The sequence below is a fragment of the Areca yellow leaf disease phytoplasma genome (assembly GCF_041920595.1).
In genome coordinates this window covers 31,128-31,679 of sequence record NZ_CP169277.1, presented here as the reverse complement: position 1 = coordinate 31,679, position 552 = coordinate 31,128, and the positions used below count along the sequence as shown (strand labels likewise).

Genomic DNA, 552 nt, shown 5'->3' with positions numbered 1-552 from the left:
ACTAATTATAATGGTAATTCCTTTATTATTTAACTTTTGTAAAAAGTCATAATTTGTGTGATGTTTTAAATCTTGTCCTATGTTAGTTCATCCAAAATAAGAATTTGGGGTTGCATCACTAAAATAGAAGCAATGGTAAGTCTTTTTTTGTCCAAAACTAAGAGCAGAAATAGGCCAGTTAACAAAACAATCCAAATTACAAGTTTTCAAAATGGCATGCACTTTGGTTTATTTCAGTTAATGAAAGTTGTTTGCCCCTAAAAAGCCCCAATGCTGCTTCTTTTTAAAACAATTTTTGAAAATCATATGGTGTGGATTTTTGCATGACAAACCAATTTTTTCTGATCTTTGTTGTAAAGACAAATGTGTTAAATCTTGATTATTTAATAAAATAGTTCCTGTTTGAGGATTACAAAAACCACAAATAACTTTGGCTAAAGTAGATTTACCACTACCATTTTTACCAACAATACTAATCATTTTTTCCTGGAAATAAATCCAAAGAAATGTCATTTAAAATATTGGGTTGTTTGGATTCATAGCAATGCAGCG

At 29.2% G+C, this 552-nt stretch carries 1 protein-coding gene; it reads right to left on the bottom strand.

Going from position 1 to position 552, the window contains the following annotated elements; genetic code table 11:
* Window positions 1–237: 237 nt before the first annotated feature.
* Entirely contained in the window at window positions 238–480 is a 243-nt protein-coding gene (locus tag ACEW7V_RS00185) for an ATP-binding cassette domain-containing protein (protein WP_374695492.1), read from the bottom strand.
* Window positions 481–552: the final 72 nt, after the last annotated feature.